Origin of the sequence: Streptomyces sp. R35, assembly GCF_041053035.1 — a bacterium.
Classification (GTDB): Bacteria; Actinomycetota; Actinomycetes; order Streptomycetales; family Streptomycetaceae; genus Streptomyces; species Streptomyces lutosisoli.
The window spans coordinates 9,728,928-9,755,705 of record NZ_CP163440.1; the positions used below are offsets into that span (position 1 = coordinate 9,728,928).

Below are 26,778 nucleotides of genomic sequence, written 5' to 3' on the forward strand. Positions count from 1 at the left end.
GTCCTCTCGTCGATTCGTGATGCAGGTGTGAGGTGGTTCAGGGAGCGCCGCGGTCCGTGGCGGTGATGCGGAGCAGGACGGCGGACGGCGCGGTGGGCAGGGTCAGGCTCAGCTCGGCCGCGTCGGGCAGCCAGGCGGAAATGGCCCGGCCGGCCGAGGGGTAGAGCAGGTCGACACGGGCGGCGGTGTCCCGCAGGTGGGGCAGGTGAAGCGCCGCCGTGGCGTCGGTTCCGGGGCGGCGCCAGGCGGTGACGTAGGTGGTGGCCGGGGTGCGCAGGGCCAGGGCGATCCAGGGGTCGTCCCAGGCGGGAAGACCCAGGGGCCAGGACGGCACGGCCTGCGGCAGGTCCGCGCGGATGGCCTTGTACGCGGCTACCGCCTCGTGGACCAGGGCGCGGGCCTCCGGCTCGAGTTCGGGAATGCGGCCAGAGAGATGGATCCGCCCGAGGAGCGCGTTGGCCATCGTGAAGGCCACCTCGTCGAGGGAGTCCTCCGGTTGGGGGTACGCCCAGACGGCACCCTGTTCGGGGGTGACGGCTGTGGGCGCGGAAGCCGCGATGGGCGCGTAGAGGTGGAGGTTCTGCTGATCGCTCGTGGACTGCAGCTGCATCCGGGACAGCAGGGCATGGTCCCAGCGCATGCCGCCCGAGGAGCAGTTCTCCACCACCAGGTGCGGATAGCGGTCCAGGACGCCGTCGAGCCAGTCGAGGTGCGCACGGTTGTGGCCGAGCAGGCCGGCGCCCGGTGTCTCGCCGGGGTGGGCGCTGGTGCCGGAGCCGGGGTCGATGTTGTGGTCGAGCTTGAGGTAGCCGACACCCCACTCGCCGGCCAGGCGGTCCACGACCTGGTCCAGGTGGGCACGGGCGGCCGGGTGGCGCAGGTCCAGGTGGTGCCGGCCGGCCTCCGTGACGCGGGCGCCGTCGCGGCGGAAGAACGCCTCGTCGGGCAGGGACTTGGCCATGGGGCTGCGTACGCCGATCACCTCCGGCTCCAGCCACAGGCCGGGCACCATGCCGCGCTCCCGGATACGGTCCAGCACCTCGTGGATCCCGCGCGTGCCGGGGAACCGGGAGGCGGCGGGCTCCCAGGCGCCGACGCTGTCCCACCAGCCGCCGTTCTCGCCGTCGTACCAGCCGGCGTCGATCACGAAGTACTCCGCGCCCGCGTCGGCCGCCGCGTCGATGTGCGGCAGCAGCTTCTCGGTCGTGGGGTCGCCCATCAGGCAGTTCATGTAGTCGTTGAAAATGACGGGCAGGCGCTGGTGGTCGGCATGCGGGCGGCGCTGGGCGCGGCGGTAGCGGGTCAGCGCGGCGAACGCCTCGTCCGGGCCGCCGTCGTCGCTGAAGGACAGGGCGGCGGGTACGGTGCGGAAGACGGCGCCGGGTTCAAGGGGGTGCCGCCAGCCGTGGTGGGTGTCGGTTGGTCCGAACAGCGCCGCGTAGGCCGCCTTGTCCTGCTCGCCGCATTCCCAGCGCCAGCCCCCGCCGTTGTGCTCGATCTGCCACACCCAGGTGCGGCCGGTACGCCGGTCCGTCAGGCCGCCCATGGGGAGGCGTCCGCAACTGGACCAGGTGCCCTGTCCGTTCAGGGCGAAGCCGGCTCTGCGGTTCGGGTGGCTCACGCGTCCGCTGTGGGCCGGTGCGGTCAGGCGCATCGGCTGTCGCTGCCAGCGGCATTCGGCGAGCCAGTCGTTCTCCGCCCACAGCAGGTCCGCGGCGTCGATGGCCGCCGGGTCCTGCGGGGTGAGGCAGCCCACCGCGAACGAGCTGACCGACTCCAGGTGCAGCGTGGTCTGCCCAACGTTCCGCAGGGTCACCTCGCTGCGGAGCACGGGGATGCCGTCCGGTGATCGGTAGGTCACCTCCGCGGCCAGCCCGGTCTCCGGATCGTGGAGGTGCACGGTCAGCGTGTGCCAGTCGCCGTCGCGGGTCGCGCGGTGGGTCCGGTGGCGCAGACGTCCGCCGAGATCGGTGCCCACGAGGTGGTTGCCCGACCAGCCACGGCCGTGACCCGCGGCCGTCACCTCCACCAAGGGCAGGGACGCACCGGGGAGTCTCCGCGCTTCGCCGGGCAGTCCGAGGTACGTGAGGCGCGGGCTGCCGTCGTCATCGAGGACGATCTCGAGGTGAAGGGCCTCATGCCCCCAGTGGAAAGCTCCTTGTTCCTTGGTCATGGAGGCCCTTTCTAGGTCAGTGCCCGCGCAGAACCGCGCACCGCCGGGCGGTAGTTCGTGCGCGAGGGCATCGGTGAGCAGGTCGTGGGCGGGGTCCGGCAAGGGCACGGCCTCGGGGATGTGGTGGAGCAGGACCTGCCAGTGGCGGCCGTCGGGTGTGTGTCGGGTGACGGCTTTCGACACCGGCCGGCAGGCCGACGGCCTTCTTGCGGCGGTTGTCGAAGCGCTTCACCTCTTGCCGCAAGTTAACGGACAAATCTCATGTGAAACAAGGGCTTCTACCAGCAAGGCACTTTCTGCTGCTGGTCTATTGGCAGTCCGTCAGGGAGAATGACAGCTTCGAAGCGCTTCGACAAGTCATCCGTCAGAGTCAGCTCCACACTCGGCTTCCGAGGGGTGTGCGCTGTGCGCTCGGCGTCCTTTCCGCCACTGACCCGGCTTTCCTGGCGGTGCCCGCCACCGATGTTCTCCCGGGACCGGAGCGCGGCGAGGGTTCGGGTCCCGGGAGCGGGGGTCATCCGGCCGTCAGAGTGGTCCATTTCTGGTTGGAGCCGCCGTTGCAGTCCCACAACTGGAGCTGCGTGCCGTCGGCCGTGGAGAAGCCCGGATCGTCGAGGCAACGGCCGGAGGCGGGGTTGCGGTAGCCGCCGTTGTAGGGCTGCCAGACCTGGTTGGCGCCCCCGTGGCAGGCCCAGATGTGCACCTTGGTGCCGTTGGCGGTGCCTCCGTCGGCGGCGTCGAGGCACTTGCCCAGGGAGCGCAGGGTGCCGTCGGTGTAGGCGGACCAGAGCTGGTTGGCGCTGTCGCTGCAGCCCCAGATCTGGACGGCGGTGCCGTCGGCGGTGTTGGCGCCGTTGACATCCAGGCACTTGCCGGCGATGCCGGACTGCACGCGTGCGGGGGCGGGTGCGGGGTTCTTCAGCCAGCCGGCGCTGTCCGCGGCCTGGATGCCGCGGTGGAAGGCGTCTGCCATCTTCTGGTAGCCCCTGTCGTTGGGATGCAGGGTGTCGGCCAGGTCGGCCGTGGTCAGGCTGCTCATGTCCACGTATGCGACGTGCTTGCCCGCGGCGTGTGCCTCGCTCACGATCTGGGGGATGGCCTGGTTGTACGCGGCACGGTACTGCTCCACCGTGCCGCTGGTGGACACGACCAGGGAGGCCACGAGGACGGTTGCGTCGGGGACGGCGGCGGTGATCTGGTCGACCAGCGACTTCAGCCTGGCGGTGGCGGTGGAGGGTTGGTAGTTCCCGTTGAGGTCGTTGGTGCCGATCTCCAGCGTCACGACGTTGGGCCGGTAGCGGGTCAGCGAGGCATCGGCGAGTGCGGCGATCTGGTCGATGCGGTATCCGGAGTGGCCTTCGTTGTCGGGGTCGGACATCGAACCGCCCCGCAACGTGCCGACGAAGTCCAGCGGATGGCCGTCCGCCGCAAGCTTGTCCCACAACGGACCCCGGTAGCCGTTGCCCGTACTGCTTCCCTCACCCCAGGTGATCGAGTCGCCCAACGGCATGACCCGTAAGGGCGTGGCCGAGGCGGCGGAGGCAGGGGGCACAGCAGCCGCGGTCACCCCGAGCGCGGCAGTGACGAGAGTGATGAGGGATAGAGGCCAGGACTTTCTCATGCAGGCGTCCTCTCATGACGAGTGAGTGCTGAATCAACGGGGCTGAATCGTCGTTCGAGTCAGCAACTCGGCCGAGGTGCCGTCCCGTTGGCGTCGTACGGCTACCTGACGTACCGTCAGAACTGCGTTCGTGGCCGGACCTGTGGTGTCCCTGGGCGGTCGGTGCCGTCACCAGCCTGTCGGCAGACCGGCGATGAACGAGGTGAGCCGGTCGGCGATCAGTCGGTCGTCATGGGCCGAGTAGTGCCAGTCGCAGCCGAGGAAGTCCAGGCCCGAGTCGTCCAGGGACCAGTAGCGGACCCGGCTGTCGCCGGCGTCGTTGCGCGCCTTGACCACCTGCTGGACATGGCCGGCGTACTGGCCGGCGCCTACTGCCACGATGGTCGTGTCGGCCCCGTAGCGCGTGCGCAGCTTCTGGATGAAGTCGCCGTAGGCGCTGCGGTAGGTGGCCGCGAGGCTGTCCGGCGTCCATGGCTCACCGGGGTTGATGGCGGTCGAGAAGTCGTTGGTGCCGAGGTTGATCACCACCACCTGGGGGCGCCAGGTGCCCGGGTTCTGCCAGACGTCGCCCGACACGTTCAGCAGGGCACGGTCGTAGAAGGTCCGGTACGTGACGTCCGGCGAGCCTCCGTTGTAGTTGCGCACCATGCCAAGGCCCGAGTAACCGTTGATCTGGTAGTCGGCGTTCAGTTGCCGGGCGGTGAGGGCGCCGTAGCTCACGTCGGAGTTGGTGTTCCGCTTGGCCTGGTCCCAGGTGCAGGTGCGGGAGGTCGAGAGGTTGCCGTAGCCCACCGTGAGGGAGTCGCCGATGAACTCGATCTGGCGGTTGCGGGCGGCCGGTTTGCTCAGTACGGCACCGCCGGGCGCGGCGACGAAGCCTCCGAAGGTGCTGGTGTCCCCCGGGGTGTCGTTGCGCTTGACGAGCCGGACGGTGTGCGTGCTGTTCGACAGGCCGTTGATCCAGTGCGTGGTGTTGCCGGGCGTGACGAGCGTGGCGACGGTGGCTCCGTCGATCTGGACGTCGTAGTCGGCGGCCGAGTCGCCCAGCACGATGCCCACGCCGGTGCCGCTGACGCGGCCCTCGAAGTACACGCCGGGCCAGCTGTACTGCACGGTGTTTCCGGCGTCCTTGACCCGCCCCGCGGTGTGCACCTGTGCCAGCACTCCTGTCGCGCGGACCAGTTGCCACTGCTGGTTGGCCCCGCCCCAGTCGGTGTACTGCACGACCTTGGCGCCGTCCGCGGTGGAGGCGTTGTCGACCTCGACGGCCTTGCCGCTGTTGCGGTTGATCAACCGGACGTAACCGTCCGGCGAGTCGGCCAGCCGGAACTGCTGGTTGGTACCGCCCGCGTCGCTCCACTGCGCGATGTCCGCGTGGTCGGCGGTGGAGTAGTTGAGCACGTCCAGCACCTTGCCGGAGTGCTGCGCCCTCAGCCGGTAGTAACCGCCACCCGAGTCGACGAACTGGAACCGCTGGTTGGCACCGTCATGGCGCGTCCACTGCGTGAGACCCGCCCCGTCGGCGGTGCTCGCGCCCGCCACGTCCAGCACCTTGCCGCTGCCCCGGTTGACCAGCACGTACGACGCGTTCGTATCCACCGTGGCCGCCTGCGCCGTCCCGGCGGCGCCAAGTCCGGTCAGCAGCGCCGCCAGTAAGGCGGTCACCGCGGTGAGCACTCCCGTACGCCTCCCGCGGCCCCACCACGACGCGCCTAATGTCATATGCATGCCACCTGTCTGCATTCGTGTCCCCTTCGCCATACGACGGATGTGCGCCGCCACGTCAGCGGCAGCGGGCTCTACCGGCTACAGCGCGGTGAAGGTCCACAGCAGGTTGGTGCTGCTGCCGTAGGTCCACTGCTTGGCCATGGAACCCGAGTCGACGTTGCCGCCGCCGTCGAGGACCAGGCCGGTGGTGCGGTTGGCGATCGAATAGTGGTCGCCGCCGCGGTGGGTGATCGTCCACTGCTGGTTGGTGCCACCGTTCCAGGCGGCCTGTCTGGCTGCGGAGCCGTCGGCGGTGGCACCCCAGCCGTCGGCGACCATGCCGTTCGTGCGGTTGACCAGCCTGTAGTAGCCGCCTCCGACAGCCTCCGCATGCCACTGCAGGTTCGAACTGCCGTCCCAGGTCCACTGCTTGAGGTTGGAGCCGGAGGCGACGTTGCCGCCGCTGTCCAGGGCGAGTCCGTTGGTGACGTTGGTGATCCGGAAGTACGTGGCCGGGTTGAACTGGACCTTCAGCGAGGTGATCTGGTCGTTGTTGCCGGTGACGCGCAGGTCGGGGTTTTCGGCGGTGAAGGTCCAGGAGGTGCCGGTGAAGTTGTCTCCGGAGTAGCCGATCACCTGGTAGCCGGGGGCCGGACGGAGGGAGGAGAGGGTGCGCGGGCCCGGTCCGGCCGAGGTCAGGTCGGCCGCGGTGTAGTCGCCGACGGTGAACACGGCGGCGTTGCCGGTGTAGTTGACGTCCGTGAAGGCGATGGCGCCGGCGAGCGGCCGCAGGCCGGGGATCGTGCCGGAGAAGGTGAGCTTCAGGACGTAGGCGCCCGCGCTGTACGGCGCCGAGGACGGCAGGGTGACGGTGAGGCCGGCGGCGTTCTGGGCCGGCGTGGGCAGGTCGATGTAGGTGCCGGCGGTGTTCCCGAGAAGCTTCACCGAGGTGAGCGAGGAGAGGTTGATCCGGTCCGAGCCGAGGGTCTTGATCGTCAGGGAGCTGCCGGGCCAGCCCAGGACGGTGGCGTACAGGACGTTGTCGGCCTTGTTGCGGGTGAAGCGGATGTCCTGGGGCGTGCCGGCGTGCGGGGTGGTGAACGCACCGCCGCCCATCTTCGTCGGGCCTTCGCCGTACGCCGTCCAGGCGCGGGTCGCGTACACCGACTCGCCGAAGCGCTTCAGGTGGTCTCCGATACCGAGCAGGATGTCCTTCTGCGCCTGCGGGATGGTGCCGTCGGCCATCGGCGCGATGTTCAGCAGCACGTTGCCGTTCTTGCTGACCCGGTCGATGAACGAGTGCAGCATCTGCTGGATGGTGTAGTAGCCGATGCCCTGGGTGTAGCACCAACTGGAGCTGGAGATGCTGTCGTCGGTCAGCCAGTACGGGGTGGTGAGGTCGGCCGGACCACCACGCTCGTAGTCGAAGACCTCGCCCTTGCCGTTCATGCCGTCCTTGTAGGTGGCGACGACTTCACGGCCCCAGCCGTTTGCTTGGTTGTAGTAGTACGCCAGGAAGTTCAGGCGCTGTGTCTCGTCGACGGCGTCCATCCTGAAGTCCTGCCACAGGATGTCGGGTTGGGCGCGGTCGATGACCTCTTTGAGCTTGTCGTACCAGAGCTGGTTCTCCGCGGATGAACCCAGCTGCCCGTAGAGCTTCTTGAGGCTGGGGTCCGTCTGGGCGGGGACGAATTCGTAGAAGCCGTTGAAGTGGTACGCGTGGTGCATGGCCACCAGTAGCTTCAGGCCCTTGGCGCGGATGGCCGTGGAGAACAGCCGCAGCAGGTTCAGTCCCGGGCCCTTGTCCACCGAGTTCCACTCGTTGACCTGGCTGTCCCACATGGAGAAACCGTCATGGTGCTCGGCGACCGGGCCGGCGAACCTGGCGCCGGCGTCGACGAACAGCTGCACCCACTCGTCGGGGTCGAACTTCCCGCCGGCCGACTTCAGCCTCGGCGCGAACTTCACGGTGTTGCCCGCCAGGTCCTTCGCTCCGTTGATGAAGTTGTGGTACGGCCATGCCGAGGGCTGGCCATAGGTGGCGATGTGGTGCTGGTTCGCGTTGCTCCCGGCCTGGTACATGCTGCGCGGGTACCACTCGTTGTCGTAGGCGGGGACGCTGAAGACACCCCAGTGGAAGTAGATCCCGAACTTCGCGTCCTGGAACCACTCCGGGGCGGGCGGGTGCTGGTCGACCGAGTTCCAGTCGGGCGTGTACGTGCTGGGCGCCGCCCGGGCGACGCCGGCACTGAACACACCTCCGGCAACGGCCGCCGTGGCCACGCAGGTTGCGGAGGCCAGGAACTGGCGTCTGTTGATCGAGCTCGACATGGACACATCCCTGATGCGTGAGGGGACAGGGGGAATGCAGGGCCACGCATGAAGGTCGGCCATGCCGCCATGGGATGTCAACCAGCGTGCAGGGATGAAAGTGCCCAATGCTTCGGGTGAGTTGACTGATTTGTCTCGATCTGGAGTCTATTGCGATCACGTAAACATGCCATGTCTTGCAGTGCCTCATGGCTAGCCGTGAGCCATCAAGGGACGGCGATTGATGGGATGGATGCTCCTCCCGTGAGTGCCTCTCCTGTGCTCGGGGACGTCTACGAGCTGGGATTTCATCGTGACTTGTGCAGAGGGCTGGACAGGTGGCCGGAAGTCGCTCTATAAACATCCCATCTCTACTGCGCGGCGATACACGGATGTCGTCGAAGCGAAATATCTCCCACTACGGGACCGGCGCGAGGAAGCACCGATGAGACTGAGAACCGCCCTCTGTTCCGCCGTCTCCGCCCTGTCCGCACTGGCGCTGCTCAGCGCGTGCGGCAGCGGCTCCACCCCGTCGGCGTCGGCGGGTGACGCGCCGTTGGTCGGCGTCGACTACCCGCGCTCCGACACCGACTTCTGGAACTCGTACATCAAGTACACGCCGGAGTACGGCAAGAAGCTCGGCCTCTCGCTCAAGACCACAAACTCGCAGAACGACGTCGCCAAACTGACCGCCAACGCACAGACGTTCATCAGCCAGGGCGTCAAGGGCATCGCGATGGCCCCACAGGACACCGCCGCCATCGCGCCGACCCTGGCGCAGATGGAGGCGAAGAAGATCCCGGTCGTCACCGTGGACACCCGTCCCGACACCGGCAATGTCTACATGGTCGTCCGCGCCGACAACCGGGCCTACGGCGAGAAGGCGTGTCAGTACCTCGGCACCAAGCTCGACGGCAAGGGCAAGGTCGTCATGCTGGAGGGCGGTCTCGACTCCATCAACGGCCGTGACCGCACCGAGGCGTTCAACGACTGCATGAAGGAGAACTACCCCGGCATCAAGGTGTTCGGTGAGGCCACCAACTGGGACGGGGCCGTCGCCGCGCAGAAGCTGCAGACCGACCTGACCGCCCACCCGGACATCAAGGGTGTCTACATGGAGGCCAGCTTCGCCCTGTCCGGCACGCTCCAAGTCCTCAAGCAGAAGGGCCTGTTGGTCGACCCGAAGGACAAGAAGCACGTCTTCGTGGTGTCCAACGACGGCATCCCCGAGGAGCTCAAGTCCATCGCCGCCGGGAAGATCGACGCCACGGTCTCCCAGCCTGCCGACCTCTACGCCAAGTACGCCCTCTACTACCTCAAGGCCGCGATCGACGGCAAGACGTTCAAGCCCGGCAAGACCGACCACGACAGCACCATCATCAAGGTCCGCGACGGCGTGCTGGAGGACCAGCTCTCCGCCCCGCTCGTCACCGCCGACGGCGGCGCCTACGGCGGCGTGCCCAGTGTCAAGAGCGACGACAAGTCGCTGTGGGGCAACAACCTCGGCTGATCCCTCCTCCGGCATGCAACGGCTCACGAGAACAAGGCGGTTGAGATGAGCGACGGGGAGCGAGCGGTCACCCCCGTGCCCGCCCCGGCGGACGACGGACGGGTCCCGGCGGGCCCGCCCGTCGTCGAGGCGACGGGCATAGTCAAACGATTCGGTCCGACGGTGGCCCTGCACGGCGCCCGGATCACCATCAGGCCCGGCGAGACCCACGCGCTCGTCGGCCGCAACGGGGCGGGCAAGTCGACCCTGGTGTCGATTCTCACCGGTCTCCAGGTCCCCGACGAGGGAACGGTCACCTTCGGCGGCGAGCCTGCCCCCCGGCCCAGCGACCGGGACGCCTGGCGGCAACGCGTGGCCTGCGTCTACCAGAAGTCCACGATCATCCCCACGCTGACCGTCGCCGAGAACCTCTTCCTGAACCGGCACGACCACGGACGAAACCGGCTCATCAGCTGGCAGGCCACCCGTCACCGCGCACAGGAACTCCTGTCGACCTGGTCGGTGGACGTCGACCCGCACACCCCGGCGGGCGAACTGAGCGTCGAGCAGCGGCAGTTCGTCGAGATCGCCCGCGCGCTGTCCTTCGGGGCGCGGTTCATCATCCTCGACGAGCCGACCGCCCAGCTCGACGGGGCAGCCATCAATCGCCTCTTCGACCGCATCCGCGACCTGCAACGCCAGGGCGTGACCTTCCTGTTCATCAGCCACCATCTCCAGGAGATCTACGAGATCTGCGACATGGTGACGGTCTTCCGCGACGCCCGGCACATCGTCACGGCGCCGGTGGCGGAACTCCCTCGCGCCGATCTGGTCGCCGCGATGACCGGTGAGGCGGCGGCCGACCGGCAAGGGGAACGGGCGAGCACCCTCACCCCCGGCGCCACGGCCGCACTGAACGTCCGTGCGCTGCGAGGCGACGCGTACGACGACGTCAGCTTCCAGGTCGGGGCCGGTGAGATCGTCGGCCTCGCGGGCGCCGCCGGCAGCGGACGTACCGAGGTCGCCGAGACCGTCGTAGGGCTTCGGGCGGCAGCGGCGGGCGAGGTGGAGATCGCCGGGCGGCGGCCCCGGCCGGGCAGTGTGCCCGCGGCGCTCGCCGCCGGTGCCGGGTTCGTCCCGCAGGACCGGCACCACCAGGGCTTCGTGCCCGACATGTCCATCGCGGACAACGCCACACTGTCCGTACCGAAACGCCTCGGCTCGAACGGGTTCCTGAGCCGCAGCCGCCGGGACCGGCTCGCCGAGGGCATGATCGAGTACCTGGCGATCAAGACCCCCGGTCCCGAACTGCCCGTCTCCTCGCTGTCCGGAGGCAATCAGCAGAAGGTCGTCATGGCCCGAGCCCTGGCGAACGACCCGCGTCTGCTGGTCCTGATCAACCCGACCGCGGGCGTGGACGTGCGCTCCAAGGAGTTCCTCCTCGGCAAGGTCGAGGAGACCGCGGACACCGGCACCGGAGTGCTCATCGCCTCCGACGAACTCGACGATCTGCGCATGTGCGACCGGGTCCTGGTGATGTTCCAGGGCCGTGTGACCTCAGAGATCGCCCGCGGCTGGCACGACCACGACCTCGTGGCCGCGATGGAAGGAGTGGACCTCAATGCCTGAAACCGTCCTCGCGGACACCGCCGCCCCCACGGAAACGGAAGCGAAGCGGACCACGCTGCTCGGCGGCCGGATACCCCTGGCACGCCTGCGCGATCTCGCCCTCGTCCCTGCCATCGTGGTCATCGCGATCGTCGGCCAGATCGTCAACCCGGTCTTCCTGCAGGCCGACAACCTCATCAACGTCCTGCAGACCATGTCCGAGATGGCCCTGCTGGTCCTCGCCCAGACGATGATCCTGATCGTCAAGAAGATGGACCTGTCCCTTGAGTCCACGATGGGCCTCGCGCCCGGTGTAGCGGCCTGGCTGGTGGTGCCGACCGGCGCGGGACACGGTCTCGGGCTGCTGCCCGGTGCCTGGTCGATCCCGGTCACGCTCGCCGTGGGCGCGCTGGTCGGCGTGATCAACGCCCTGCTGATCATCCGCTTCGGTCTCAACGGCTTCATCGTCACCCTGGGCATGCTGATCGTGCTGCGCGGTGTCCTCACGGGCATCTCCGGCGGCCAGACCTTCTTCCAACTGCCTGAGTCGATGCTCTACCTGGGCACCGCCGAATGGTTCGGGATGCCGGCCTCCATCTGGATCTGCCTGGTCCTGTTCGCCGTCGCCATCGTCGTCCTCGGCTGGACCAGCTTCGGCCGCTCGCTGTACGCCATCGGCGGCAACGTCGACGCGGCGAAGGCGGCCGGCATCCGCACCGACCGGGTGCTGTGGATCGTCATCGTCACCGGCAGCGTGCTCGCCGCCCTCGCTGGGCTGATGCTCTCCGGACGGCTGGCCTCCGTCGCCTCGGGCCAGGGCAACGGCTACATCTTCACCGTCTTCGCCGCCGCCGTCATCGGCGGGATCAGCCTCAACGGCGGCAAGGGCACCATGTTCGGGGCGTTCTGCGGCATCCTGCTGCTCTTCATGATCCAGAACGTGCTCACCCTGGGCGGCGTCCCCGCGCAGTGGATCGGCGCCCTCAACGGTCTGATCATCCTGGTCGCCCTCGCCATCTCGCGCATCACGGGCGGCAAGGTCCAGGAGTGACCCGCGCGGCCGTCGCCGCTGGACCTCCCACAGCCGCCTCACCCTTCCGTCGCAGCGGGGCCCTGTGCCCCGCCTGCTCCTCAGGAGTTGCCGCAATGTCCTCCGCCGTGCCCGCATCCGCCCGCATCACCGCCCTGGACGTCCTCGACGTACGTTTCCCGACGTCCGAGCACCTGGACGGGTCGGACGCGATGAACCCCGAACCCGACTACTCCGCCGCCTATGTCGTCCTGCGCACCGACTCCACCGACGGACTGGAGGGCCACGCCCTCGCCTTCACCACCGGACGCGGCAACGACGTCCAGGCCGCCGCCATCGCGGCCCTCGCCCCGCACGTGGTCGGCCTGTCCGTCGAGGAGGTCTGCTCCGACCTCGGCGCCTTCTCCCGCTCCCTGGTCCACGACCCCCAACTGCGCTGGCTGGGGCCGGAGAAGGGCGCCATCCACATGGCGACCGGCGCGGTCGTCAACGCCGCCTGGGACCTGGCCGCCAAGCGCGCGGGCAAGCCGGTGTGGCGGTTCCTCGGCGAGATGTCGCCGGAGGAGCTGGTCGCCCAGGTCGACTTCCGCTGGCTCAGCGATGCCCTCACCCCCGAGGAGGCGCTGGACATCCTGCGCCGCGCCGAGTCCGGCCGCGAGCACCGCATCGGCCGGCTGCTCGACCAGGGCTACCCCGCCTACACGACCACCCCCGGCTGGCTCGGCTACTCCGACGAGAAGCTGGCCCGCCTGGCCCGCGAGGCGGTCGCGGACGGCTTCACGCAGATCAAGCTGAAGGTCGGCGCAGACCTGGAGGACGACGTACGCCGCATGCGCACCGCCCGGGAGACGGTCGGCGACGACATCCGCATCGCCGTCGACGCCAACCAGCGTTGGGACGTCCAGCCCGCCATCGACTGGATGCGCGCCCTGGCCCCCTACCAGCCGTACTGGATCGAGGAGCCCACCTCACCCGACGACATTCTCGGCCACGCCGCCGTGCGCAAGGCTGTCAGCCCCATCAAGGTCGCCACCGGCGAGCACATCGCCAACCGGGTCGTCTTCAAGCAGCTCCTCCAGGCCGGCGCGGTGGACATCGTGCAGATCGACTCCGCACGGGTCGGCGGCGTCAATGAGAACATCGCGATCCTGCTGCTCGCCGCCAAGTTCGGCATCCCCGTCTGCCCGCACGCCGGCGGAGTCGGCCTGTGCGAGATGGTCCAGCACCTGTCGATGTTCGACTACGTCGCCGTCTCCGGTACGACCGAGGACCGCGTCATCGAGTACGTCGACCACCTGCACGAGCACTTCGTCGACCCGGTGCGCATCGTCGACGGCCACTACCGGGCGCCGACGCTGCCGGGGCTGAGCGCGCAGATGCGCCCCGCATCCCTCAAGGAGTTCACGTATCCCGACGGCCCGGTCTGGTCCGCCCGTGTCTGACGTGCCGGACCGCTGCGCCGCCGCAGTCGGAACGTTGCCGGGCGGCTGTCCCGAGGGCTCGAAGCAGGCAGAGCGCTGCCGTACAGCGACCGCCTTCCACCGGCTGCCTGACAAGAACGAGAGGACACTCCCGTGCTCCTGACCGAACTACTGCATCCCGGCATCCTCGAATCCCTGGCCGGCGCCGGTCACGGCGCCCGCGTCCTGCTCGCGGACGGCCACTACCCGGCCGGCACCGCCACCGGTGAGCGCGCCAGGACCGTCCACCTCAACCTTGCGCCCGGCCTGTTGGACGTCACCACCGTGCTCGACGTCCTGCTGCGCGCCCTGCCGGTCGAGGCGGCCCACGTGATGGTGCCGCCGGAGGGCGAACCGGAGCCGCCGGCCATCGCCGAGTACCGCTCGATGCTGGCACCCATCCCGGTCGACACGCTCGGGCGCTTCGAGTTCTACGACGCCGCCCGCTCGCCCGACCTGGCGCTGGCCATCGTCACCGCCGACACCCGTACCTACGCCAACCTGCTGCTGACCATCGGTGTCCGCGCTGAAAGGACCCTGACAACACGATGACACTTGCTGTCCGTTACGTTTCCGCCCGCACGCTGGACACGGCTCCCGCGCTGGGTGTGCCGCCCGGTGCGGGTGAGGTGGAGCTGGCCCCGGCCTTTGTCGGTATCTGCGGTACCGATCTGCATATCTTCCACGGCGACATGGATGCCCGGGTGTCCGCGCCCGCCGTTCTGGGGCATGAGATGTCCGGCCGGATCGTGCGGGTGGGTCCGGGTGTGGAGGGCTGGGAGCCCGGGGACGCGGTGACGGTGATGCCGTTGCGCTGGGACGACACGTGTCCGGCCTGCCGCGCGGGCCACCGGCATGTCTGCCAGCACCTGGACTTCATCGGCATCGACTCCCCGGGCGCGATGCAGCAGCGCTGGATTGTGCCCGCCGCCACCCTCATCCGGCTGCCGGACTCCGTTCCCCTGGACCGGGCCGCGCTCGTCGAGCCCACCGCGGTCGCCGTGCACGACGTGGGCCGCGCCGGGGTGCGGGAGGGCGAGAGGGTGGTGGTGGTCGGTGGCGGGCCGGTCGGGATCCTGATCGCTCTGGTCGCGCAGGCCCGGGGGGCTGAGGTGCGGGTGGTGGAGTTGAGCGGCCACCGTCGGCTGCTGGCAGGGGAGTTGGGGCTGACCGCCTGGGACCCGGCCGATGACGACATACCGGCGCTGGTGGGGGAGTGGACGGGGGATGCGGGCGCGGATGTCGCGTTCGAGGTGTCCGGCGCGGCGGGCGGCGTGGACACCGCGGTGGAGGTGCTTGGGGTGCGGGGCCGGTTGTGTCTGGTGGCCATTCATCCCCGGCCGCGGGAGGTGAACCTGCACCGCTTCTTCTGGCGCGAACTGACCCTGGTGGGTGCCCGGTTGTATGACCGCGGCGACTTCGAGCAGGCGGTGGCTCTGGTCGCGGAGGGCACTGTTCCGGTCGAGCGGCTGATCAGCAAGATCGTCCCGCTCACGCAGGCGCCCGCCGCGTTCGAGGCCCTGGAGGGCGGCGGCGACGTGATGAAGATCCTCGTGGACTGCACCACCGACACCGAGGGAGCCGTCGTATGACCCTCTTCGACCTCACGGGAAAGCTCGCTGTGGTCACCGGGGCCCGGCGTGGCATCGGCCGGGCCATGGCCCGCGCGCTCGCCGAGGCCGGTGCCGACATCATCGGCGTCAGCGCGTCGCTGGAGGCCTCCGGCAGTCAGGTGGAGAAGGACGTCCTCGCCGCCGGCCGCACGTTCGAGGCGATCCGCACCGACTTCGCCGACCCGGAAGCGGTACGCGTTCTGGGCGCGGACCTGGCCGGGCGGGAGCGGCCGGTGGACATCCTGGTCAACAACGCGGGCACGATCCGCCGCGCCCCGGCCGCCGAGCACACCGACACCGACTGGGCGCTGGTCCTCCAAGTCAACCTGAGTGCGCAGTTCGCGCTGACCCGGGCGGTCGGCCAGGCGATGGTGGCCCGCGGCCAGGGCAAGGTCATCTTCACCGCGTCTCTGCTCAGCTTCCAGGGCGGCATCACCGTCCCCGGCTACACCGCCGCCAAACACGGCATCGCCGGTCTGACCAAGGCCCTGGCCAACGAATGGGCCCCGCACGGCGTCAACGTCAATGCCCTCGCCCCCGGCTACATCGCCACCGACAACACCCAGGCCCTCCAGGACGACCCGCGGCGCAGCAAAGCGATCCTGGAGCGCATCCCGGCCGGCCGCTGGGGCACCGCGGACGACCTGGCCGGCGCCACCGTCTTCCTCGCCTCGAACGCCGCCGCCTACCTCCACGGCGTCATCCTGCCCATCGACGGCGGCTGGCTCGGCCGATGACCGCCGGCTTCGACTCCGTGCTGAACGGGTGCCGTCTCCTTCCGGTGCTGACCGTGGCGTCCACCGCGATGGCCGGCCCACTGGCCGACGCACTCACCGCGGGCGGTGCCCGGTGCGCCGAGGTCACCTTCCGCACCCCGAGCGCCGAGCGGGTCCTCAAGGAAATGGCCACCCACGGTGGGCTCACCGTCGGCGCCGGCACGGTACTCACCCCCGAGCAGGCGGAGCGGGCTGTGGCGGCCGGGGCCCGCTTCGTGGTCTTGCCCGGCTTCGACGAGGAGGTCGTCGTGAAGTGCCGCGAGCTGGGCGTGCCGGTCGTGCCCGGCATCGCCACCGCCACCGAGCTGATGCGCGCCCTGCGGGCCGGCCTCGACACCGTCAAGTTCTTCCCCGCCGAGCCGCTCGGCGGCCTGCGGACACTACGAGCGCTCGCGGCCCCCTTCCCCGGGATGCGCTTCGTACCGACCGGCGGGATCGACGCTTCCCGCACGGCCGCCTACCTCGCCGACCCGGCGGTCCTTGCCGTCGGCGGCAGCTGGATGGCCACCACCGACCACCTTCGGCGGGGCGACTACGACGAGATCCGCCGGCTGACGGCCGATGCGGTGGAGAGGAGTACGACGTGATCGACGTGGTGGCCCTCGGCGAGGTGATGCTGCGTTTCGACCCGGGCGAGGGACGGATCCGCACCGCCCGCTCCTTCCAAGTGTGGGAGGGCGGCGGCGAGTACAACGTCGTCCGGGGACTGCGGCGCTGCTTCGGCCTGCGGACAGCCGTCGTGACCGCCCTCGCCGACAACGCGGTGGGCCGGCTCGTGGAGGACCTGGTCCTTCAGGGTGGCGTCGACACCTCGCTGATCCGCTGGGTACCCGACGACGGCATCGGCCGCACCGCCCGCAATGGCCTCAACTTCGTCGAACGCGGCTACGGCATCCGCGGCGCAATCGGTGTCAGCGACCGCGCGCACACCGCCGTGTCCCAGCTCCGCAAAGGGGACGTCGACTGGGACGCCGTGTTCTCCGGCGGGGTGCGCTGGTTCCACACCGGCGGCATCTTCGCCGGCCTGTCCGACACCACGGTGGACGTCGCGGACGAGGCCATGGCCGCGGCCCGCAGCCACGGCGTCACCGTCTCCTACGATCCCAACCACCGTCCCAGCCTCTGGGCAGGCCGGGGCGGCGCCGAGGCCGCGCGCGAGGTCGACCTGCGGCTCGCCCGGCAGGCCGACGTCGTGGTGGGCGCCCTGGGCCTGGCCGGGACGTACCCGGGACAGGCGCGTGTCGGGGCCGACGAGGTGGCGGACGCGCTCGCCGAGGTGGCCGGCCTGCTCCCCGAGGCGAAAGTACTGGCGACGACCCTGCGCGAGGTGCCCTCGGCCGGGGTCAACGACTGGTCCTCAGCCGCCTGGTCCGCCGAAACGGGCCTCGTCATCGGCCCCCGGATGCCGGGCCTGCATGTCCTGGACCGCATCGGGTCCGGTGACGGCTTCGCCGCCGGCCTGACGTACGGACTGCTCAGCGACACCGGCCTGGAGCGCGCCCTGGCCTACGGCACCGCCCACGGCGCGCTCACCATGACCACGCCCGGCGACGTCTCCATGGCTTCGCTCGCCGAGGTCGAGGCGCTCATCGCGGGCGGGTCGGCCCACGTCAGTCGCTGACCGGCGCCCCGTCGCCCGTATCCCAGGAGCACGTCTTGCACCACCGGAAGATCCAGAACACGTCCGTCTCCGTCACCGAGCTCGGCTTCGGGGCGTCCGTGATCGGCAACCTCCACCGGGTCACCCCGGCCGGTGAGGCGGCAGCCGCTGTCGACGCGGCGTGGGAGGCCGGAATCCGGTACTTCGACACCGCCCCGCATTACGGCCTCGGCCTCTCCGAGCGTCGTCTGGGCGCCGCCCTGCGGGGCCGCCCGCGTGACGAGTACGTCATCTCCTCCAAGGTGGGCAGGCTGCTGGTGCCCAACGAGGAACCGCGCGGCGTCGACACCGAGGGCTTCGTCGTACGGGACGACCTGCGACGGCGGTGGGACTTCAGCCGGGACGGCGTGCTCCGCTCCATCGGGGACACACTGGAGCGCACCGGTCTGGACCGGCTGGACATCGTCTACCTGCACGATCCGGACGCCCACTGGCGGCAGGCGGCCGAGGAGGCCATGCCCACGCTCGCGGAGTTGCGCGCCCAGGGTCTGATCGGCGCGATCGGCGCCGGCATGAACCAGTCGGCGATGCTCGCCCGCTTCCTGCGCGAGACCGCCGCCGACGTGGTCATGCTCGCCGGCCGCTACACACTCCTGGACCAGTCCGCACTGGACGACGTCCTGCCCGCCGCGTACGAACTCGGCAAGAGCGTCGTCGCGGTGGGTGTCTTCAACTCGGGTCTGCTCTCCGGCGACCGGCCCGCCGAGGGCATGAAGTACGACTACCAGGACGCCCCGCCGGCCCTGGTGAGCCGGGCTCGGGCGATCGCCGAGGTCTGCGCAGGCCACGGGACCACTCTGCCCGCCGCCGCGATCGCCTTCCCGTACACGCATCCCAGTATCATCAACGTCACCCTCGGCATGCGGACTGCGGAACAGGTCGGACGAAACGTGCAACTCCATGATCAGCAGGTCCCGGACGGCCTCTGGGACGATCTCCGCGCTCAGGGGCTGATCAGATCGGATGTGCTTACGGGGCACGGTGGGGGGAGGGATGAGCGGTGTCTCTGACGGACAAGGCCATTGAGGATATCCGTGAGCTGATCCGGTCCGGTGCCCTGCCTCCGGGCTCGAAGCTTCCACCGGAGCCGGACCTGGCCGCCCAGCTGGGACTGTCCCGCAACCTCGCCCGCGAAGCGGTCAAGGCGCTGGCGGTCGCGCGGGTCCTGGAGGTCCGGCGGGGCGACGGCACGTATGTGACCAGCCTCCAGCCGAGCCTGCTGCTGGAGGGGCTCGGGGGCGCGGTGGAACTGCTGCAGGGCGACTCGGTCGCCCTGCAGGACCTCATGGAGGTACGGCGGCTCCTCGAACCGATCGCCACGGCTCTTGCCGCCACCCGGATCTCCGACGCTCAACTGGCCGAAGTGAAGCGGCACTTGGACGCCATGCGCGAGGCCCGTGACGATGTCGGACAGCTCAACGCCCACGACGCCGCCTTCCACCGCGCCGTCGTCTCGGCCACGGGCAACGAGACCCTCCTCACCCTCCTGGAAGGGATCTCCGGCCGCACCCTGCGCGCCCGTATCTGGCGCGGTCTGGTCGACGACAAGGCCGCGGGCCGCACTCTCGCCGAGCACGAGGCGATCTTCAACGCGCTGTCCACCCGTGACTCCGCCCTCAGCCAGGCCGCCGCACTGCTGCACGTGAGCAACACCGAGCAGTGGCTGAGGGAACACCTGCGCTCCGGCGAACCCCTCCCCTTCGGAACGACAGCGCGAAAGTGACGGGCGGGCTGCTCGTCCACGGCGGAGGCGAGCGCCCCGCCTTCCAGGACGCGGCAGGCGTCCGGTGCCGGGTCATGGTCTGCCAGAAGAACCTGATCAGCGAAGGCCGGCCGCCGAGGCCGCACGCGTGCGACGCGTGGGTGGACTCCGACCACGACTCGGGCCGCGCCTCCTGCTCGGCCACCTGACGGAGTCCGGTGCCCGGCGGATCGGGCTCTTTCTGCCCCTCCACGACGACGCGTACCCGCGCCTGATCGCAGTCATCGGTGTCTACTCCGACTCCGGTCACAACATCCTCGCCGCCGCTCGGCACCACGGTCTGCGGGTGCCGCGGGACCTGCTGGTGGCGTGCGTCAGCGAGGATCCGGACTGCGCGACGACCAACCCGCCCGTCACCACGGTCAGCCTCCGCCCGGACCTGGTGGGTACGGAAGCGGTCGATCTGCTGATCGCTGTCGTCAACGCCCGTAGCGGCGTGCACCGGCGCCGGCTCGTTCAGCCGGTGTTGCTGCCTCGCCGGTCCACACGGCGCGCGGTACGACGGAGCAACGGCACACCGTGACCCCGGCAGGGCTGCGAAGACGTGCGCACCGCGGTACGGACCCTCGCCGACCCCGACTTGGCGCCTCTAGCGGTTCACCAGCCCGAAGGTGCCGCCATCCGCGCTCAGGGGCCGGTCGTAGACCTCCAGGCTGCGGATCGAGGCCCAGGCGCCGCTGGGCAGGCCGGTGACCGTCACCCGTACATACCGTGCCTGCGCGCGGAAGACGGACACCTGCACCTGGCTGGTGCCGGTGGTGGCGGTCAGGTCGGCCAGGGTGGTCCAGGTGCTGTTGTCGGTGGAACCCTCGATCCGGTAGCGGTAGTTCGTGGCTGCGAACTCCCAGGCGATACGGGTGCCGGTGAGCGACTTCTCCGACCCCAGGTCGACCTTCAGCCAGTTGCCCGTGTTGCCGTTGTTCGCGCACCAGCGGGTGGCGGTGGAGCCGTCGAGGGCCTTGGCCGCGATGTTGCCCTTGGAGGTCTCCTCGCTGCTGGCCGTGGCGGTCTTGCCGGCGGCGATGTCGGCCGGCTGCACCGGGCGGTCCAGCGTGACGCCGACGATGCTGTCCTCGGGGATGCGGGTGCGGTTGACGCCGGTGATCGTCACCCTGCCGTCCGCGCCGACGGTGAACGGCAGGCCGGCACCCGTGGCGACGTCGAAGACGCGGGTGACCTGCGCGTCTCCGGTGGACGGGGTGGCGAAGGAGGTGCCGCTGTAGCCGGGCAGCAGGTGGACGTAGAAGGTGTTGTCCTTGTACGTGTAGCCGTACTGGCCGTCCACCGGCTGCCACGGTCCGCCGCGCGTGCCGTAGACGGCCTGGCCACAGGTGGACAGGAAGGAGCCGACCTTGCGCACAGCTGCTGCCTGTTCGGCCGGTACCGCGCCCGTACGGTCAGGGCCGACGTTGAGGAGGACGGTCATGTTGCGCACCCACGCGTTGACCAGGACGTTCATGATGTCGCCGAAGCTCATCACGGGCGCGCCGGCCGTGTAGCCCCAAGCGCCGCCGATGGTGAAGCACTTCTCCGCCAGCTTGCCGGTGCGGATCGCTCCAGTCGGCACGGAACCGCCCTCCTCGCTGGCGAAATCGCCGATCCAGCCGGAGCGCAGAGTGGTGACGATGTCGGGCTGGTGCTTGCGCACCAGGCCGGTCAGCCCCAACGGCTTGCCGGTGGCGGAGTCGGTCTCGCTGTAGGCGGAGTCCACCGGCCACTCGTTGGAGGGGTCGCGGAACTTGCCGGGCTCCCAGAAGAAGGCGGCGTCCGCGTCGGTGCCCTGCTGGCCGAGCCAGCCGCCGTCCCACCACAGGTCGTCGATCTTGCCGTACTGGGTGACCAGCTCCTTGACCTGTTGGTACACCTCGTTCTTCATGATCCGCGCGTTCTCCTTGTGCGCAGGATCGGTGACGTAGCCCCACTTGTTCGGGAGGCAGTTGGTGCCGCGGACGTCGTAATAGCCGGGGTAGCGCCAACTCAGCGGCGAGTAGTACAGACCCACCTTCAGACCGGCGTTGCGCACGGCGGTGACGTACTGGCTGATGAAGTCGCGCTGCAGGGGCGCCTGTCCGGCATGCCAGGCGTTCGGGTGCGTGGACGGCCACAGCGCGAACCCCTCGTGGTGACGGGCCGTAAGTACCGTGTACTTGGCGCCCATGTCCTTGGCCAACTGCGCCCAGTCGGCCGGGTTGTACGCAGTGGCGGTGAACTGTTCGCCGGTGGCGTCAGTGACGTACTTCCGGTAGTTCTCCGGCGTGACGGCGGAGTTCTCCATGTACCACTCGCCCCTGGCCGGGCCGGAGTAGACGCCCCAGTGGATGAACATGCCGAGCTTGGCGTCCTGCAGCCACTGGATCTTCTCGTCGGGCTGCTGCTCGATGCCCAGGTCCAACTTGGGGATCCTCAACGGGAGAAGGGGCAGCGGCTGGGGGGCGGAGGCGGCGTGCGCCGGTGTCGCCAGCGTCGGCGAGACGGCTGCGGCAACCGTCAGGGCGGCCATGCCGGTCAGCACGGTGCGGCGACTGATCGGTTCGGACAAGGAACTCTCCTGACTGTTCGCAGAACAGCACGGACGGTGGTGCGGCGTAGGTGGGAGCAGGCACAGGGAGGGCGCCCCCGCGGTGAACCGCATGTCACCGCACCATCCAAGAACATGGGATGTATTAGCGGGTACAGAGAGGGTTGCTGTCCATAGGTGGGACGTGAATCCCTGGATTCGCGCGAGTTGAGAGGTTGCCTTCCGGTCACCGGGACGCTCGTCATAGGATGTATTTACCTTAGCGTAACTATTGACGGGGACATGTCGCGTGCCTAGTGTCCTGCGACGGAACCGAACAGATTCCAACAATCCGAAGCCCTGTCCTTGGGAGTCGAATGCTGGCGCGGCTGCCCTGCCTCGGGACGCGCACCGGCGGACGGGCAGCCGCACCCGGCGAAGGAGAGACAGATGAAGGGCATGTTCAGGGCATGCAGGGTCCCGTGGTGGGCAGGCGGGAGGCGTACGGGAGTGCTCACCGCGGTGACCGCCTTACTGGCGGCGTTACTGACCGGACTTGGCGCCGCCGGGACGGCGCAGGCGGCCACGGTGGATACGAACGCGTCGTACGTGCTGGTCAACCGGGGCAGCGGCAAGGTGCTGGACGTGGCCGGGGCGAGCACCGCCGACGGGGCGGGTCTCACGCAGTGGACCCGCCATGACGGTGCCAACCAGCGGTTCCAGTTCGTCGACTCGGGTGGCGGTTACTACCGGCTGAGGGCGCAGCACTCCGGCAAAGTGCTGGACGTGCTCAACTACTCCACCGCCGACCACGCGGACATCGCGCAGTGGAGCGACGCGGGCGGTACCAACCAGCAGTTCCGGCTGGCCGACTCGCCGGACGGTTACGTCCGGTTGATCAACCGCAACAGCGGCAAGGCCGTCGAGGTCGACAACGCCTCCACCGCGGACGGCGCCAAGGTCGTGCAGTACACCGACTGGGGCGGCGCCAACCAGCAGTGGCAACTGGTCCGCGTCGGCAACAACTCCAGCACGCTGCCGTCGACGTTCCGGTGGTCCTCCAGCGGCGTTCTGGCCGGCCCGAAGCCGGACGCCCAGCACCCGGACGCGGCGGCCATCAAGGACTTCTCGATCGTGCGGTACAACAACCAGTGGCTGACCTTCGCGACCACCGCCAGTCCGTCCGGCTGGGGTCTGGTGCAGTTCAACTTCGACGACTGGTCCCAAGCCGCTTCCGCGCCGCACACCTACCTCGACACCTCGCCCATGGGCGGCGGCTACCGGGCCGCGCCCCAGGTGTTCTACTTCGCGCCGCAGAACCTCTGGTACATGGTCTACCAGACCGGCCCGCCCACCTACTCCACCAGCACCAACCCCGCCGACCCGCACTCCTGGTCCGCGCCGCGCACCCTCATCTCCCAGGAGCCGCCGATCGTCACCCAGAACAAGGGAAACGGCACCTGGATCGACTTCTGGGTCATCTGCGACACAGCCAACTGCCACCTGTTCTTCAGTGACGACAACGGCCACATCTACCGCGCCCAGACCAGCCTGGCGAACTTCCCGAACGGGTTCGGGAACACGCAGATGGTCATGTCGGACACCAAGAACAACCTGTTCGAGGCGACCAATGTGTACAAGGTCGCCGGCAGCGACCAGTACCTGCTCCTCCAGGAGGCCATCAGCAACACCTCGGGCCGGCGCTACTTCCGTTCCTTCACCTCCAGCAGCCTCACCGGGAACTGGACACCCCTGGCCGCCACGGAGAACGAACCCTTCGCCAGCCGCAACAACGTCGCCTTCCCCGGCGGCGCCTGGACCCAGGACATCAGTCACGGCGAGATGGTCCGTGCCGGCAACGACCAGACCCTGCCCATCAATCCGTGTCGAATGCAGTACGTCTACCAGGGCATGGACCCCGGCGCCGGGGGCGACTACATCCGCCTGCCGTGGCGGATGGGCCTGCTCACCCAGACCAACTCCCCCTGCTGACCGACTGAACCATCGCCGAGGATCCACGCACCCCGCCGGGCAACTCGCCCGGCGGGGTGACGGCGTTGTGATGTAAGAGATTGAAGGCGGCAGAGCACCTTGAAATGAGTACTACTCATTTCGCTAACAGTTTCGCTGAACAGGCCGGGTGGGCGGCGATAGCCATGCCGATCGCTGCGGTCAACTGCGCTTCTACCTGGGATGTTACTGCGCAGCGGATAGTGCGCGTGGCGCCGAGCCTTGACGCATGCGCGTGTCATCGGTGTTGCGCCAGTGAAAAATAAGTATGCCTATCGTCTTGACTGTGGCGCCATCTTGCCTCGATAAATGCAACTCATAAGAAGCGGGGCTTGGAGGAGGGACACCACAGATGAGACCCCTACGCATCGGCGCGGGGACGGTCAAGGCGCTCGCAGCGGCAACCGTCGTCTTCGCGGCCGTGCTGCCCGCTCAACCCGCCTACGCGGCCACGACGAACTTCTACGTCGACCCTCTCAACGGTAGTGACAGCAACTCAGGAACCAGCACCGCCGCGGCCTTCAAGACTGTCCAGGCCGCCAAGGCCGCGGTCCGAGCCGTCAACGCGAGCATGTCCGACGACATCGTCGTGAACCTGCGCGGCGGCACCTACCCCCTCACTGCCCCGATCACCTTCGGCACCAGTGACTCGGGCACGAACGGCCACACGGTTGTCTACCAGGCGTACAACGGTGACACGCCCGTGATCACCAGCGGCAAGGCGGTCACCGGCTGGACCTCGGCCGCGGGCGGCGAGTACAAGGCACCCGTGGGCACCTTCAACTTCCGGCAGCTGTACGTCAACGGGGTCCGCGCCACCCGGGCCCGCTACCCCGACGTCGGCTCGGACTTTCAGCTGCAGGGCAGCGACAAGCCCAACAAGCTGCTGAAGGTGCTCGGTTCGCAGGTCTCCAACTGGGACCACCTCAACCAGGTCGAGATGATGCTGGAAACGCAGTGGGGCGAGAGCTTCCTGCGGCTGAAGTCGATCAACTCCAGCAACGGCACCGCCAACGTGTCGATCCAGGACCATGAGGCGGGCATCCTGTTCCAGCGCCCCTGGCCGCAGCTCTCCGACGGCTCCCCCCTGCACTTCGAGAACGCCCACGAATTCCTCAACGAACCGGGCGAGTTCTACGTCGACACGGCCGCGCAGAGCGTCTACTACAAGCCCCGCCCCGGCGAGGACATGTCCACGGCCACCGTGCAGGCGCCGACGCTCAAGACGCTTTTCGACATCAAGGGCACGAACCTCGACAGTCCCGCCCACGACCTGCGCTTCTCCGGGATCACCTTCACCCAGACCACCTGGATGGAAGCGACCGACAACGGCCTCCTCAACGCCCAGGGCGGCAACTACAACCTCTCGGCCGACAACTCCAACAACCAGTACGTCGACCGTCCGCCGGCCGGGGTCCAGGCCTCGTACGCCGACCGCGTCTCCTTCACCGGCAACACCTTCACGCAGATGGGCTCCACCGCCCTCGACCTGCACCACGGCGTGCATGACAGCACCGTGACCGGCAACCTCGTCCATGACATCGCCGGCAACGGAATCATGGTCGGCAAGTTCTCCGACCCGAGCGTGGAGTACCACTCCGTCTACAACCCGCCCACCACACCGTCCGGTGAGGACGCCCGGGAGGTGGTCAAGAACGTCACCGTCAAGAACAACCTGATCACCCGGATCGGCGAGGACTACGTGGGAACCGCGGGCATCAACGCGGGCTTCGTCAACAGCACCACCATCGACCACAACGACATCTCCGACACCCCGTGGGCCGGCATCTCGCTCGGCTGGGGCTGGCAGTCGGCGGCCAACGCCCTGGGGAACAACAGCGTCAGCTACAACCGGATCGGCAACGTGATGAACCGGCTCTGCGACTCCGCCGGTATCTACCACCTCTCGAACGACCCGGGCACGGTCTTCAACGGCAACTACATCCACGACGTGATACGAGGTCCGGCCGCCTGCGGCTCGCCCGTCCACGGCATCTACCTGGACGAGGGGTCGAACAACATGACCGTCTCGAACAACGTGTTGTCGCACACCGACGGATTCATCAACCAGAACCGCAACGGCTCCAACGTCACGCTCACCAACAACACGACGTCCGGCGACACGGTGATCAAGGCCTCCGGTCTTGAGTTCTCCCATCAGGGACTGGCGGCGAAGCTCAACCTCGCCTACAACAAGTCGGCGTCCTCGTCGTCGGTCTACGGTTCCTTCACACCGGCCTCGAACGCCGTCGACAACGACAGCTCGACCGGCTGGTCGCCCACCGGGAGTGACTCCTCGGCGTGGTGGCAGGTCGACCTGGGGCAGGCCTACCAGCTCGGACAGTTCTCCCTCACGACCCGTCAGGACTTGGACCAGTCCGAGACCCGCGGTAACTTCGAGGTCCGGGCCTCCAACGACCCGTCCTTCGGCAGCTACACCGTCCTGGGACGTCAGACGGACACCCTGCCGCTCGCCGCGACGCTCACGAGCAACGTCGACATCCGCCAGAAGTTCCGCTATGTGCGGGTCGCCAAGACCGACGGCGCGTACTTCTTCATCACGGACTTCAGCGTGCAGCAGGCCGGCGGGGCGCTGGAGGACGCGACCGGTACACCGAACACCAACGCGTCGACGTACTACACGATCAAGAACGTCAACAGCGGGCAGCTGATGGATGTCAACGGGTGGTCCACTGCCGACGGCGCGAGCGTCGTGCAGTGGCCGAGCACCGGTGGCGCCAACCAGCAGTGGAACATCGTTCCGGTCAGTGGGCAGCTCTACAAGATCGTGAACAGGAACAGCGGCAAGGCCCTCGACATCAACGCCGCCAGCCACTGGAGGGGGACCACGCTGCAGCAGTACACCTACGGCGGCGGCAACAACCAGCTGTGGTACTTCGAGCCGACCAGCGGTGGGTACCTCATCCGCAACTTCGAGAACAGGCAGATCCTGGAAGTCAGCAACGGATCGACGGCGAACGGAGCCGCCATCGATCAGTGGATGCCCCTGAACCAGTCCAACCAGGCTTGGACGATCCAGTGACAGGGTGACCCGACGCGGG

The 26,778-nt window shown here is 68.7% G+C and carries 20 protein-coding genes; 15 read left to right on the forward strand and 5 right to left on the reverse strand.

Going from position 1 to position 26,778, the window contains the following annotated elements:
- Positions 1-37 precede the first annotated feature (37 nt).
- The 4 genes from AB5J50_RS43705 to AB5J50_RS43720 form a co-directional block, all read right to left on the reverse strand.
- Entirely contained in the window at positions 38-2,173 is a 2,136-nt protein-coding gene (locus AB5J50_RS43705; protein ID WP_369265674.1) for an alpha-galactosidase, read from the reverse strand.
- Between the two features lie 514 nt (positions 2,174-2,687).
- Positions 2,688-3,794: a ricin-type beta-trefoil lectin domain protein gene (locus AB5J50_RS43710; RefSeq protein WP_369264132.1), complete on the reverse strand. Its 1,107-nt coding sequence runs from the start codon at positions 3,792-3,794 to the stop codon at positions 2,688-2,690.
- A gap of 168 nt (positions 3,795-3,962) precedes the next feature.
- Entirely contained in the window at positions 3,963-5,516 is a 1,554-nt protein-coding gene (locus tag AB5J50_RS43715; RefSeq protein ID WP_369265676.1) for an RICIN domain-containing protein, read from the reverse strand.
- A gap of 84 nt (positions 5,517-5,600) precedes the next feature.
- Positions 5,601-7,832 (reverse strand): alpha-L-fucosidase, encoded by a 2,232-nt coding sequence (locus AB5J50_RS43720; RefSeq protein WP_369264133.1) that lies wholly within the window; start codon positions 7,830-7,832, stop codon positions 5,601-5,603.
- A gap of 424 nt (positions 7,833-8,256) precedes the next feature.
- Between AB5J50_RS43720 and AB5J50_RS43725 the strand changes: the two genes are divergently transcribed.
- The 13 genes from AB5J50_RS43725 to AB5J50_RS43785 all read left to right on the forward strand — a co-directional run bounded on the left by AB5J50_RS43725 (position 8,257) and on the right by AB5J50_RS43785 (position 19,732).
- The gene (locus AB5J50_RS43725; protein ID WP_369264134.1) at positions 8,257-9,321 is read left to right on the forward strand and encodes a sugar ABC transporter substrate-binding protein; all 1,065 of its coding nucleotides are present in this window, start codon (positions 8,257-8,259) and stop codon (positions 9,319-9,321) included.
- 45 nt (positions 9,322-9,366) lie between these two features.
- The gene (locus tag AB5J50_RS43730) at positions 9,367-10,929 is read left to right on the forward strand and encodes a sugar ABC transporter ATP-binding protein (protein WP_369264135.1); all 1,563 of its coding nucleotides are present in this window, start codon (positions 9,367-9,369) and stop codon (positions 10,927-10,929) included.
- Positions 10,922-11,959 (forward strand): ABC transporter permease, encoded by a 1,038-nt coding sequence (locus AB5J50_RS43735; RefSeq protein ID WP_369264136.1) that lies wholly within the window; start codon positions 10,922-10,924, stop codon positions 11,957-11,959. Before AB5J50_RS43730 ends, AB5J50_RS43735 begins: the two co-directional genes overlap by 8 nt.
- Before the next feature lie 95 nt (positions 11,960-12,054).
- Positions 12,055-13,380 (forward strand): L-fuconate dehydratase, encoded by a 1,326-nt coding sequence (locus AB5J50_RS43740; RefSeq protein WP_369264137.1) that lies wholly within the window; start codon positions 12,055-12,057, stop codon positions 13,378-13,380.
- A 132-nt stretch (positions 13,381-13,512) separates the two neighbouring features.
- On the forward strand, positions 13,513-13,950 hold the full coding sequence (locus AB5J50_RS43745) for an RbsD/FucU domain-containing protein (RefSeq protein ID WP_369264138.1): 438 nt from the start codon (positions 13,513-13,515) through the stop codon (positions 13,948-13,950).
- Positions 13,947-14,990 carry a zinc-binding dehydrogenase gene (locus tag AB5J50_RS43750; protein ID WP_369264139.1) on the forward strand — a complete coding sequence of 348 codons (1,044 nt, stop codon included), beginning with the start codon at positions 13,947-13,949 and terminating at the stop codon, positions 14,988-14,990. Before AB5J50_RS43745 ends, AB5J50_RS43750 begins: the two co-directional genes overlap by 4 nt.
- A complete protein-coding gene (locus tag AB5J50_RS43755) occupies positions 14,987-15,748 on the forward strand; it encodes an SDR family oxidoreductase (protein WP_369264140.1) in 762 nt (253 codons plus the stop codon). The genes AB5J50_RS43750 and AB5J50_RS43755 overlap by 4 nt, the downstream gene beginning before the upstream one ends.
- Complete coding sequence (locus AB5J50_RS43760; RefSeq protein ID WP_369264141.1) at positions 15,745-16,374, forward strand: bifunctional 4-hydroxy-2-oxoglutarate aldolase/2-dehydro-3-deoxy-phosphogluconate aldolase; 630 nt, start codon at positions 15,745-15,747, stop codon at positions 16,372-16,374. The genes AB5J50_RS43755 and AB5J50_RS43760 overlap by 4 nt, the downstream gene beginning before the upstream one ends.
- Positions 16,371-17,408 carry a sugar kinase gene (locus tag AB5J50_RS43765; RefSeq protein WP_369264142.1) on the forward strand — a complete coding sequence of 346 codons (1,038 nt, stop codon included), beginning with the start codon at positions 16,371-16,373 and terminating at the stop codon, positions 17,406-17,408. Before AB5J50_RS43760 ends, AB5J50_RS43765 begins: the two co-directional genes overlap by 4 nt.
- 35 nt (positions 17,409-17,443) lie before the next feature.
- Positions 17,444-18,457, forward strand: coding sequence for an aldo/keto reductase (locus AB5J50_RS43770; RefSeq protein WP_369264143.1), 1,014 nt, complete (start codon positions 17,444-17,446; stop codon positions 18,455-18,457).
- Entirely contained in the window at positions 18,448-19,170 is a 723-nt protein-coding gene (locus AB5J50_RS43775; protein WP_369264144.1) for a FadR/GntR family transcriptional regulator, read from the forward strand. The genes AB5J50_RS43770 and AB5J50_RS43775 overlap by 10 nt, the downstream gene beginning before the upstream one ends.
- Positions 19,167-19,358 (forward strand): hypothetical protein, encoded by a 192-nt coding sequence (locus AB5J50_RS43780; RefSeq protein WP_369264145.1) that lies wholly within the window; start codon positions 19,167-19,169, stop codon positions 19,356-19,358. Before AB5J50_RS43775 ends, AB5J50_RS43780 begins: the two co-directional genes overlap by 4 nt.
- The gene (locus AB5J50_RS43785; protein WP_369264146.1) at positions 19,307-19,732 is read left to right on the forward strand and encodes a substrate-binding domain-containing protein; all 426 of its coding nucleotides are present in this window, start codon (positions 19,307-19,309) and stop codon (positions 19,730-19,732) included. Before AB5J50_RS43780 ends, AB5J50_RS43785 begins: the two co-directional genes overlap by 52 nt.
- A gap of 66 nt (positions 19,733-19,798) precedes the next feature.
- Here AB5J50_RS43785 and AB5J50_RS43790 read toward each other — a convergent pair whose 3' ends face one another.
- A complete protein-coding gene (locus AB5J50_RS43790; RefSeq protein ID WP_369264147.1) occupies positions 19,799-21,748 on the reverse strand; it encodes an alpha-L-fucosidase in 1,950 nt (649 codons plus the stop codon).
- Positions 21,749-22,228: 480 nt separating this feature from the next.
- Between AB5J50_RS43790 and AB5J50_RS43795 the strand changes: the two genes are divergently transcribed.
- Positions 22,229-23,698, forward strand: a complete 1,470-nt coding sequence (locus AB5J50_RS43795; protein ID WP_369264148.1) for a non-reducing end alpha-L-arabinofuranosidase family hydrolase — start codon at positions 22,229-22,231, stop codon at positions 23,696-23,698.
- Between the two features lie 370 nt (positions 23,699-24,068).
- The gene (locus AB5J50_RS43800) at positions 24,069-26,759 is read left to right on the forward strand and encodes an RICIN domain-containing protein (protein ID WP_369264149.1); all 2,691 of its coding nucleotides are present in this window, start codon (positions 24,069-24,071) and stop codon (positions 26,757-26,759) included.
- Positions 26,760-26,778: the final 19 nt, after the last annotated feature.

Bases quoted from the DNA above. Each gene is read 5' to 3' on its own strand.
- AB5J50_RS43705 (WP_369265674.1), bottom strand. From the start codon at position 2,173: ATGACCAAGGAACAAGGAGCTTTCCACTGGGGGCATGAGGCCCTTCAC.
- AB5J50_RS43710 (WP_369264132.1), bottom strand. From the start codon at position 3,794: ATGAGAAAGTCCTGGCCTCTATCCCTCATCACTCTCGTCACTGCCGCG.
- AB5J50_RS43715 (WP_369265676.1), bottom strand. From the start codon at position 5,516: ATGACATTAGGCGCGTCGTGGTGGGGCCGCGGGAGGCGTACGGGAGTG.
- AB5J50_RS43720 (WP_369264133.1), bottom strand. From the start codon at position 7,832: ATGTCGAGCTCGATCAACAGACGCCAGTTCCTGGCCTCCGCAACCTGC.
- AB5J50_RS43725 (WP_369264134.1), top strand. From the start codon at position 8,257: ATGAGACTGAGAACCGCCCTCTGTTCCGCCGTCTCCGCCCTGTCCGCA.
- AB5J50_RS43730 (WP_369264135.1), top strand. From the start codon at position 9,367: ATGAGCGACGGGGAGCGAGCGGTCACCCCCGTGCCCGCCCCGGCGGAC.
- AB5J50_RS43735 (WP_369264136.1), top strand. From the start codon at position 10,922: ATGCCTGAAACCGTCCTCGCGGACACCGCCGCCCCCACGGAAACGGAA.
- AB5J50_RS43740 (WP_369264137.1), top strand. From the start codon at position 12,055: ATGTCCTCCGCCGTGCCCGCATCCGCCCGCATCACCGCCCTGGACGTC.
- AB5J50_RS43750 (WP_369264139.1), top strand. From the start codon at position 13,947: ATGACACTTGCTGTCCGTTACGTTTCCGCCCGCACGCTGGACACGGCT.
- AB5J50_RS43755 (WP_369264140.1), top strand. From the start codon at position 14,987: ATGACCCTCTTCGACCTCACGGGAAAGCTCGCTGTGGTCACCGGGGCC.
- AB5J50_RS43760 (WP_369264141.1), top strand. From the start codon at position 15,745: ATGACCGCCGGCTTCGACTCCGTGCTGAACGGGTGCCGTCTCCTTCCG.
- AB5J50_RS43800 (WP_369264149.1), top strand. From the start codon at position 24,069: ATGAGACCCCTACGCATCGGCGCGGGGACGGTCAAGGCGCTCGCAGCG.